This is a genomic window from Gordonia sp. Z-3, assembly GCF_036233855.1.
GTDB lineage: Bacteria > Actinomycetota > Actinomycetes > Mycobacteriales > Mycobacteriaceae > Gordonia > Gordonia tangerina.
The window spans coordinates 166,895-178,111 of sequence record NZ_JAZARS010000011.1 but is presented as its reverse complement, the minus strand read 5'-3'; the positions used below and the strand labels follow the sequence as shown (position 1 = coordinate 178,111).

At 68.4% G+C, this 11,217-nt stretch carries 3 protein-coding genes; all 3 read right to left on the bottom strand.

Annotated features, from left to right (window positions below; translation table 11 throughout):
* Positions 1-198: 198 nt before the first annotated feature.
* Genes VX037_RS14780 through VX037_RS14770 form a run of 3 tightly spaced genes read right to left on the bottom strand, consistent with a single transcriptional unit; the run spans position 199 to position 11,194 of the window.
* Positions 199-4,782, bottom strand: a complete 4,584-nt coding sequence (locus VX037_RS14780) for a non-ribosomal peptide synthetase (RefSeq protein WP_328714765.1) — start codon at positions 4,780-4,782, stop codon at positions 199-201.
* Positions 4,779-10,268, bottom strand: coding sequence for a non-ribosomal peptide synthetase (locus tag VX037_RS14775; RefSeq protein ID WP_328714764.1), 5,490 nt, complete (start codon positions 10,266-10,268; stop codon positions 4,779-4,781). The genes VX037_RS14780 and VX037_RS14775 overlap by 4 nt, the downstream gene beginning before the upstream one ends.
* Positions 10,269-10,273: 5 nt before the next feature.
* Positions 10,274-11,194 (bottom strand): hypothetical protein, encoded by a 921-nt coding sequence (locus VX037_RS14770; RefSeq protein ID WP_328714763.1) that lies wholly within the window; start codon positions 11,192-11,194, stop codon positions 10,274-10,276.
* Positions 11,195-11,217 lie beyond the last annotated feature (23 nt).

Sequence of the window (11,217 nt, the reverse complement as noted above, 5' to 3'; positions counted from 1 at the left end):
CGCCAACGAAGCGAGGCGCCACCTGGACGTCGAAATCATCAACGAATTTCCGACGCGGGACACCAGACCGCACCCGATCTCGTCGGGACCGCATCTGTACCTTGACAACTCAACAGTGTGAACAAGCCTGCTGACCGACCGACCCGAACGTCAGCGACGGGCGCGACACCATCGCGGCCGGTCGGTCAGCACGCTCGATCAGCCGGCTTGGCCGGCAACGACCGACGCCAGCGCGGAGACCGACAGCTGCCACAGCTCGGTGAGTCGTCCGGCTTCTCCGGCGGTCAGCAGGCTCTCGCCGTAACGCCAGTTGGCGACGAGCTGTGGGCCATTCTCGGTGGCGCGCACCACGGTTACCACGTCGAGTGTGTATCGAAGCGGCAGATCGGGCTCCGGATCGGTAGGGAGCCGATCGTTGAGCTCGAGGTCGGTGATCGGCGCCCACGGCTGCCACGAATCGTCACCACGGCGCGAACCCCCACCGCTGGGCGAATCGTCAACACCGCGCGAATCGGCACCGTGCAGATCGAAGCGGCCGAGATAATTGAACTCGATCTGCGGCTCGACCGTATCGACCAGCTCGTCGGCGCCGCGGACATACTTCAGGATGCCGAAATCGATTCCGCTGCCCGGGATCGTGGAGAGGTCGGTGGCGACGTCGTCGAGCAGACGGGTGGCGGCGGCCCGATCGCCAGCGGCCTCCGCGGGGTCGAGATCGTGTCCGGTGCCGAGCCGGACCGGATAGACGGTGGTGAACCACCCGAGAGTTCGGGTCGTGTCCACCGACGGGCCGGCCAGTTCGTCGTCGCGTCCGTGCCCTTCGAGGGCTATATAGGCACCCTGGGTGGGATCGGCGCCACGTTCCCGCCGCCATCCGGCGATCGTCAGGGTCAGTGCGGCCAGCAGGAATTCGCGCATGCCGATACGTTTGTCCAGCGCGCCCAGGATGGTCCCGGTGATGTCGGCGGGTGTCAGAGTGACCGCGGACCGCAGCGACGACCAGGTGTCCACGCGCGGGTCCGGCAGCCGGGCACCGATTGGGGCGTCGGGTGCGGACACCTGCGAGACCCAATGGTCGAGGTGTGCCGACACCTCCGGACGATCGGCACGGGCCCGGATCTCGGTGCACCAGTACCGATAGTCGGTGCGTTCGACGTCGATCGTCGGCGGGGCACCCGCGGCCAGAGCCGCACCGGCGCCGGCGAGGTCGCCGAAGATGATCTGCCAACTGACTGCGTCCACAGCCAGGTGATGGATCGCGAGCAGCAAGATGTCATGGGCGCCCAGCCGGTTCAGTCGAACCGCGGCCAGCATCCGCCCCCTGTCGGGGTCGACCGCGTCATTGGCGCGTCGCGCGGCGGTGGTGATGCCCGCGGGCAGATCAGTGCTCGGCATCGAGCTGAGAATAGTTGCGGCGTCAACGGTTCCAGCATCACGGGTGACGACCCCCGCGGGCGTACGCGTGGCCCGCAACATGTCGTGACCGTCGATGAGGGTCTGCAGGATCGTCTGCAGGTCGCCCTCGGACAGACCATCTGGCAACGCGAACAGCACGGTCTGCGTGAATCGCCGATCGTTGCCGTACTCGTCGAGCCATTCCACGATGGGCAGGGCGGGCACGATGCCGGGGCCGGCGCGGGTGGCGTCGGGTTCATCGACGTGGCGGTCGATGGCATCCGCGAGGTCGGCGACCGTGGGATGCGCCAACACCATCCGTGGTGTCACGGTCAGGTCGTGCTCGCGCAGTGCGTGCACCGCGGCCATGGCGACGATGCTGTCGAGGCCGAGGTCGAAGAAGTCCTCGTCGGCCGCCGGGGTACTCCCCAAGACCGCACCGATCACCGACGACACCACGCGGCCGGTGGGGGTCAGGTCGGCGCTGTCCGCGCCGGATCGCGCTTGCAGGGCCTGCGCCGCGGACTCGGCCAGAGCACGGCTGTCCACCTTGCCGTTGCTGTTCATCGGCAACACCGGCAGCGTGACGATCCGGGTGGGCACCATGTGCGCGGGCAGCAGTTCGGCCAACCCTGATCGCACCAGGCGCACGTCGAGCTCGGCACCGGCAACGAATCCGACGAGCGCGGGACCGGCCGTCCGGTCGACCACCACGACAGCAGCCGACCGAATCCCGGGCAGCCGCCGCAGCGCCGCCTCGATCTCGCCGGTCTCGATGCGATAGCCGCGGATCTTCACCTGGTCATCGCGACGACCGACGAAGACGATGTCGCCACGATCGTTACGGCGCACCAGATCTCCGGTGCGATACATCCGTTCCCCTTCGGTGAACGGGTCGGCCACGAAGCGTCCGGCGGTCATCGCCGCCTTGCCCGTGTAGCCGCGGGTGACCTGCGTGCCAGAGAGATACAGCTCCCCGGCGACCCCCGAAGGAACGTGACGCAGACGGGTGTCGAGGATGTAGGCGGCCATCCGATCGGTGGGTGAGCCGATCGTGGGCACGGGCGAGTCCGGTATCCGAGCGACCACGGCCTCCACCGTGGTCTCGGTGGGCCCGTAACAGTTGTGTGCGGTGGTGCCGGGTAGCGCGCTCAACTGACGCCAGAGCGCGGGGCCGATCGCCTCACCACCCAGCGCGAGTACGGACAGATGGGCATGACCGACGCCTTCATCACCGACCAGTCCAGCCGCCGCGAGCTGACCGAACATCGACGGTGTCGTGTCGATCATGTCGATGGCGCGCTCGGCGAGTCCGGCGACAAGTCGTCCTGCATCGCGCATCTCGTCCTCACCGAACAGATGGACGGCGTGACCGTCGAGGAGCGCCGCCAGCGGCTGCCACGACGCATCGAAGCTGAACGTCCAGGCATGTGCCACCCGAAGCGGCCGGTCGAGCCGCTGGCGTGCCGGGGTGAGCATGTGATCGCGGTGGTCGCGGCAGTAGCTCACCAACGCCGCATGAGTGCCTATGACACCCTTGGGTTCTCCGGTCGACCCCGACGTGAAGATCACGTAGGCGGCACTCTCGGGGCATAGCGCGGGGCGCGTGATCTCAGCGGGACGGGCGGCGATCCGGTCGGCCGTGTCAGCATCATCGACGACCACCGCGGTGACCCTGCCGTCGGTCCGGAACCGCGACAGATTGGCCAGATCGGTCACGACGACCCGCGCACCGGATTGCTCCAGCATGTTGGCCATCCGCTGATCGGGCAACGCGACATCGACCGGGACGTATGCGCCACCGGCAAGCATCGTGGCCAGGATGGTGATGACCGAATCCGCCGATCGCGGCAGCGCGATCGCGACCACCGACTCGGGTCCAACGCCGCGGGCGCGGAGTTCACCGGCGAGCTGGGACGAGCGCGCGGCAAGCGCGGCGTAGCCGATGGACTGTGTCGCGTCGACGAGCGCAGGTGCCTCCGGTGTCCGACGGGCCTGATCGAGGAACGCCGCGATCACCGACGGTGCGAGGTCTGCGGCCTCGGCCCGCCGCGTGGAGGTCCGGTCGATCAGTGCGCGCTCCTCGGGCAGCAGCACGTCGATAGCATCTGTGGGACCATCGCCCGCGGCGGGCAGCTGTTCGAGCACCCGCAGCAGTCGCGCCGCGATCTCGGCCGGGCGGAGGTCACCGAGCGCACCGTCGATCGCCTCGGTGATGATGACGAGTTCGCCGTCGAGCACGTAGGCGACGACGGTGAGGGGGTAGTGCGCCAAACTCTCCATCGCCAGCGGTAGGAAGCGGGTGCCGTCGGGCGCGGAGACCGGCTCGGTGGCCGACCCGATCGGGGCGTTCTCGAATACGAAGAGCGTGTCGAACAGGGCCGAATGCCCCGACGCCCGTTGGATGTCCGACAACCCCAGGTATCCGTGGTCGCGCATCTGGATCGACGTGCGTTGCAGGGCAGCGCAGTTCGCTCTCACCGTCTCGGGTTCACCGGCGGCCGCAGTGAGTCGGACGCGCGCCGGGACGGTGTTGATGAACAGGCCGATCATCTCGTCGGCGCCCGCAAGACCCTGCGGACGCCCGGAAATGGTGGTCCCGAACACGACGTCGTCTCGATCGGTGAGCCTTCCGAGCACAGTGGCCCACGCGTATTGGACCGCGGTGTTGACCGTGAGGCCCGCCGATCTGGCCCACGTGATCAGGCGTTCGGTGTCGGCGACCGGCAGACGATGACGCGTGCGCACGGGTTCGGTGGTCGTCGTACCGGCCTCACCGAGCATCAACGGCTCGACCCCCGCGAGGTGATCCACCCACCGCGCGCGGGCGGCGTCGACGTCCTGCGCGGCCAACCAGGCGATGTAGTTGCGGTACGGCCGAACCGGCGGCAATGTCGAACTCGAGGCGCCCGCGGCGTAGATCGTGAGCAGTTCGGAGAAGAACAGCGCGATCGACCACCCATCCATCAGGATGTGATGTGCGGTGACCAGCAGTCGCCATCGGCCGTCGAGCTCGACGAGCTTCACCCGGATCGACGGCCCGCGGCGCAGATCGAACCGGCGGGCGCGTTCGGCGGCGGCCAATTCGTCGAACTGTGCGGCGGTGGCGCTGATTTCCTCCCAGGGGACCTTGACGCGACTGGGCACGATCTGCACCGGTTTCGGTAGATCTTTGTCCCACAAGGACACCCGGAGATTAGGGTGTCTGTCGACGATCACGTCGACGCTGCGATGCAGCCGGTCCACGTCGAGCGGGCCGGTGATCTCGACGACGAATTGCATCGAGTAGACATCGAACCCCTCGCCGGCCATCTCGGACAGCGTGAACAGCCCTTCCTGCAGGGGGCTGAGCGCCAGCACGTCCTCGATCTCGGGCGCGGTGGTCACTGCTGCGACTTCCAGGCGGCGCCGAGCGACGACAGCATGTCGTCGCTGAGACCCGACGCACTCATCGGTGCAGCGTCGGCCTGGTCATCGGCGTGCCGTGCTGCGGAATCGCTCCCCGCTTGATCGGCACCCGGATCCTGGGCCGACGATCGGGCCTGCTCCTCGTCGACGGCCGCGGCCAATTCGGCGATCGAATAGTGATCGAAGATCTGCTGCGGTGCCAGCGGGAGACCTTCCGCGGCTGCGCGGGCTGACCACTGGATCGAGATGACGCTGTCGCCACCGACGGCGAAGAAGTTGTCATCGCGACCGAGTCCGTCCACACCGAGCAGATCGGACAGGATGACGATCAGCCGTTCCTCGGTCGGGGTCTGCGCCCCTCCCCCGGCAGTCGCGGTCATCGCCATCACCATCGGCGCCGGAGTCGAATCGAACGGATCGGTGAATCGCGATCCGGGTGCCAACGCGGACAGCGTCTCCCCGAGTGCGGCTCCCGCCCCCGACTCGGTGGCCACCCACTCGCGCACCGACCCCAGGTCGGTCGACCCGGTGTGCTGTAGCGCCGCCAGCGTCCGCGGTGTCGCGTGCACGCGGTGCGGCCGGTCGCGGGTGATGATGGCGGCGAGTTCGGCCGGGTCCTCCGCGTGCATGTCCGGGGTGATCACTCCGGGCAGCGGCGGCAGCACGATCGCCTCGACCGGGGTGTCGGCGTCCGCGGCGAAGGCGGTCAGCATGGCGCCGAGCGCGGCCGCGATCCCGTCGATGGTGCTCTGGTCGTAGAGATCTGCACTGCCGACGATGCGACCGTCGAGACCGCCGTCGGCGCTCACGGTGAGGATCACGTTGAGATCCAGGAACGAGGTGTCCTGCTCCACGGGCAGCAGCGCAATGGTGGCATCGGCGTCGTCGAGCGGCCGGCCGGTGATGTTCTGGTCCCGATCACGGAAGTGGATCATGCTCTGGAACAGCGGGTTCCGGGATCTGGTTCGCCGCGGATTGAGCGCCTCGACGAGCCGCTCGATGGGCACATCCTGGTGAGCGAAGGCGTCGAGGACCGTGTCGCGGCAACGCCGGATGAGTTGCCGCACGGTCGGCGCGCCGTCAGTACGCGAACGCAGTGCCACCATGTTGGCGAACAGACCGACGAGGCGTTCGGTACCGACGTCGACGCGTCCGGCCACTGGGGTGCCGATGGTGATGTCGTCCCCACCACCGAGCCTGCTCCAGAGTGCCGTCAACGCAGCGGTGATCATCATGAACTCGGTGGCGCCGCAATCATCGGCCGTGCGCCGTAACCGTCGATGCGTTTCCGGGGACACCGTCAGGTCGGCGAGCACGCCGCCCTTCCCGAGCGCGGGCGGGCGTGGCCGATCGGCGGCAACCGTGATCTCATCTGGTTGCCCGTCGAGCACGGCACGCCAGTGCTCGATCTGCCGACGGCCGAATTCTGCTGCGCTGTCCGGATCTGCGGCGCTGTCGGACTTCGCGGCACCGGACGCATCCGTGGCGTGCACGTCGGCTCGGTCCACCCCCACCGGGAACACCCGATGCTGCCAGAGTGCGTAGTCGGTGTAGGTCAGTTCCGGTGTGGGCAGTGCGGGCGCCATCCCCGCTACGCGGGCCCGATAGGCCGCGATCAAATCGTCGATCAGCACATCGGTGGACCAGTGGTCGATCACCATGTGATGTACCACCAACGACAGGGTGTGCCGGGTGTCGTTCTCGCGCAGCAGACTCACGTTCAGCAGCGGCCCCTCGGCGAGGTCGAAGAGGTGCTCGCGGGTCTGAGCCAACTGTGCGGTGAGCGTGTCCGGGCCGTCGACGTCGACAACCGGCACGTCCAGACTCACACTGTCGGCGACGCGTGCGGTCGGCAGGCCGTCGCGCTCCACGAACGTGGTGCGCAGCGCGGAGTGGCAGGCGACCACATCGTCGAGCGCGGCACGCAGCGCAGCCACGTCGATCGGACCGTCGAGTCGCAACGCCAGCGGGATGTTCCCCGCCGCGCCCGGCCCTTCGAAACGGTGCTGGAACCACATCGCGAGCTGCGAAAAGGACAGCGGAACCGGGTCGGGCACATCGACGTGGCGCAACGGTGGGCGGGTGGATGCCGTGGCGTTCGGGGGTGCCGGCATGCTCACCGATGGTGCGGCCGGGACGCTGGTGTCGACGCCGGTGCTGTCGTCGAGACCGACAGCACCGTCATCCAGGGCGTCGAGTTCACCCAGGTCGTCGATATCGCCCAGGTCGTCGAGGTCGATACCGAACTCTTCGCGCACCGCGGCATTCACCGCAGCCGCCAGCCCGGCGACGGTCGGATTGTCGAGCGGCAGACGTACATCCACATCGATACCGAACTCGGTGGTCAACGTGGTCACGAGCCGAGCAGCGAGTAACGAATGGCCACCCAGGTCGAAGAACGATGCTCCGGCCGAAATGTCGTCGCGGCCGAACAGTTCGGCATAAACCGCCGCGATCCGCTTCTCGGTCGGCGTCTGCGGTTCCCGGTCATCGCGGGGACGCACCGTGATGATCGGCAGCGCATCCCGATCGAGCTTGCCGTGCGTCGTCAGCGGCACCTCGTCGATGACGGCGACCGCGGACGGCACCATGTAGTCCGGAAGGCGGGTGCGGGCGTCGGCCAACACCGCGTCGAGGTCGATCGCCGACCCTGCGTGTGCCGCCGGGATGACGTAGGCGATCAGACGCGCACCGGAATCGTCGGAGTCCACCAGGACGAGCGCATGGGCGACGTCGGGATGGTGGGTCAGACCGGCTTCCACCTCACCGAGTTCGATGCGGAATCCGCGCACCTTGACCTGCTCGTCGGCGCGGCCCACGAATTCCAGGTCGCCGTCGGGATTTCGGCGCGCGAGGTCTCCGGTGCGATAGAGACGAGCTCCCGGCGTGAACGGATCGGCGACGAACCGCGTCGCGGTGAGCATCGGGCGACCGAGATATCCCCGCGCCAGTTGCGTACCGCCGAGATAGATCTCCCCGACCACACCGTCAGGGACCAACCGCAGTCCCGGGTCGAGCAGGTAAGCGGCCACATTGGTGTTGGGTGTGCCGATCGGCACCACGGTGTTGCCCTGGGGTGTGGTGATCGGGTGATGTGTGGCTGCGACGACGGCCTCGGTGGGTCCGTAGTTGTTCGACAACGCTGCATCGAAGTTGGTGGTGAAGGCGTCGGCCACCTCGCCGGAGAAGGCCTCGCCGCCGACCGGGACGGTGCGCAGCATCGTCCACTGTTTGACCTCCGGCACCATCAGCAGCGTCGACAGCAAGGTCGGCACCATGTGCATCACGGTCACGCGACGACGTACGAGAAGCTCTGCCATATAGGCGATGTCGTGCACCGCACCGGGCTTGGGCACCACCAGGGTCGCGCCCACGGCCAAGGTGCAGAAGATCTCGAACATCGATGCGTCGAAGCTCACCGACGACGTCTGCACGAGCCGATCCTCGGCACCGATCACCTCGCCGGCACCGAATCCGATCAGATGGTCGGCGATGGCATCGTGCGACACCGCAACACCTTTCGGCGCCCCGGTGGAACCGGAGGTGTAGATCACGTAGGCGAGATTCGATGGATGCAGCGGCGATCGACGTTCGGCGTCGGTGGGAGCGCTTGCCGCCGAGGCGTATTCCGTGTTCGACGACACCTCCTCCTCGGCGGCCGCCAACGCGGCTGCGTCGAGTACCAAGCGAGGCGCGGCGTCGGAGATGAGGAACTCGGTTCGGTCGGCCGGATAGTCGGGGTCGATCGGCAGATATGCGGCACCCGACTTGATCACAGCCAGCGCGGCGACCACGAATCCGACCGATGCGCCGAGGCGGAGTCCGATCACGTCGTCGGGGCCCGCACCCGATCGGATCAGCCAGTGCGCCAGCCGGTTCGATCGCTCGTCGAGGGCCCGGTAGCTCAGGGTGACATCATCGGAGACGACCGCATCATGCTCGGGGCGCGCGGCGACCGCGGCGGCGAACAGATCGACGACGGTACTCGACGCGACCGGCGCGCGGTGCCCGGTGGAGGCCGCCAGCACGCGCTCGCGTGCGGCGGGGGCGAGAAGTTCGTGGTCCCGGATCGGCGCGAGCGGATTGCCCAGCATGTGCTCGAGCAGGTTGAGGTAGCCGTCGGCGATGTCGGATGCCAGGACGTCGCCGAAGCGTTCGGTGTCGTATTCGATCTCCAGCGACGCCTGCTCACCGGTCACGATGCTGAACTCCAACGGCAGCTGACCATTCGGCGTGCTCAGCTCGACGAGAGGTTCAGCGGCGACTCCGCGCAAGGCGAAGCCCTGTGCGTCGCCGCGGGCGCTGAGGCTGATCTCGACGAGTTGTTCGAGTCCGTCGGCTCCGGGCGCGCGCTGCGGGTTGAGCGCTCCGACAACCGCGTCGATCGGCGCACTCTGGTGGGCCAGTCCGTCGGTCAGGCGCTGTCCCGCCAGCGAGATGAGCCGGTCGAAGTTGTCGTGGCCGGCCAGCCGGGTTCGCATCAGCAGGGTGTTGCCGAAGTAGCCGATGAGCGGGGCTGCCTGGGCAGGCCGCTGGGTGACCGGAACCGCGATCGTGAAGTCGGTGGCCCCGGTGAGCCGATGGATCAGCGCGTCGAGGGCGGCGGCGTAGACGGTGAACGGACTGACCGCGCCCGTGCGGGCCAGCTCGTCGACTCGGTCACGCATGGTGTCGGGCAGCGGACGGGTGAGCAGCGCACTCTGGCGCCGCCCGGAGGCGTCGGCGCGCCGGGCCGGTAGGCCGACCGGTTCCGGAAGCGGGGTGAGTTGGGTTCGCCAATGGTCGAGGTCTGCGGCCACTGTCGCGGCGTCGGTGTCGGGCAGGTCGACATACTGCCGCGGCAACGGCGTCGACCCGCCGGCGTCGGCCACACCGTCCTCGGCGTTGTATGCGCGGTTGACCTCGTCGAACAGAATCGGCCACGACTCGTCGTCCCAGCAGATGTGGTGCACGGTGAGCAGCAGGATGTGTTCGTCGGTGCCGGAGGCGATCAGTAGCAGCCGGATCGGCGGCTGCGTCGTGAGATCGAACGGCGTCCCGAACTCCCGGCGCGCGAGCACCGTCAGCCGCCGGTCGCGACGAGTGCCGGTCAGATCGCCGATGTCGTCGGTGCGCCAGGCCAGGGTGGCGGCGGCGTGATGACGCGCACGTGGCTCGCCGTCATCGTCCGATTCGTAGGTGGTGCGCAGGATCTCGTGGCGGGCCACCACCGCGGTGAACGCGGCACGCAGCCGCTCCTCGTCGAGCGGACCGGCGAGCCGATAGGCGACCCCGACGTTGAGGCTGGTGTCCGCGCTGTCGCGGTGCGACACGAACCAGAGTCGGCGTTGGGCCGCCGCCAACGGACTCGTCGCACCGTCCGGGCGGGCCGCGATCAGTGTGTCCGTACCGGAACCGGCCAGCCCGCCGGCCGCCAGCCGCTGACGGAGAAGTTCTTTCCTGCGCTGGGTGAGATCGTCTGCCATCGCGGTCAGAGGCTGCAGGGGATCTGCGCGTAGGAACCGATGTCACAGATCGACCGGTTCGACAACTTCCACTGGCCGCCCTGCCACACCCAGTACACCGGCATGCGGGCCGGCTGGTAGCCCGGCGACTTCAGTTCCAGCGTCGCCTTGGCGGTGTTGCCGTTCACGGTGACCGGCCCGGTCACGTTGTAGGTGAAACCGAGCGGCTTGAACCGCTGGAGCAGCAGCACGATGGGCTGCGCCTGGTTCACTGCGCGCTGACCACCCTCCAGTCGCTGCGCCTTCTGGGCATTCGATCCGCCACCGACGAGGACGTCGAGGTCGTTCTGAAGCTGACCGACCGTCGGCGTCGCCCGCGATGCGGTGGTCGTCTGGGTGGTCTGCTGAGTCTGCTGGGTCGGCTGCTGCGGGGCTGCCTCAGGCACCGCGCCCGGTGCCAGTCCCCCACCGGAGGCGCCGCCACCGGCGGGCAGGTCGGCGCTGCTGCCCTCGCCGGGCGGGCCGAGCACCTCCCCCTTGGGCCCGGCCGCGATCGACGGGTTCGCGGCACCGGCCGGCGGTGCGGCAGACGCCGGCGCACCGGCGGTGGGCGCCTGCTGCGGCAGCTGTCCCTGTGCGGAACCCAGGTTGACCACCGTGGGCTGCGCGGATGATGCCGACGTGCCCTGCCCGATGTCGGACAGCAACAGACCGACCACACCGATCGTCACGATCAGCGCGGAGATGATCGCCGAGACGCCGCCGGCCACGAGCACGGTCGGCCAGCTGACGCCCCCGGCCGGGCCATTCGGGGCGTCGCCCGAGTCATCTGCCGGCTCGTCGGTCGGGGTGTCCACGGCGCTGTCGGCCGCGGACTGCTCTGGCGTTGCCGAGTAGGCCTGGGCACCGATCGGTCCGGTGGCGGTGTCGTCGTAATCGCTCGACATGGGCTCGCTCCCCTCACTGGGCC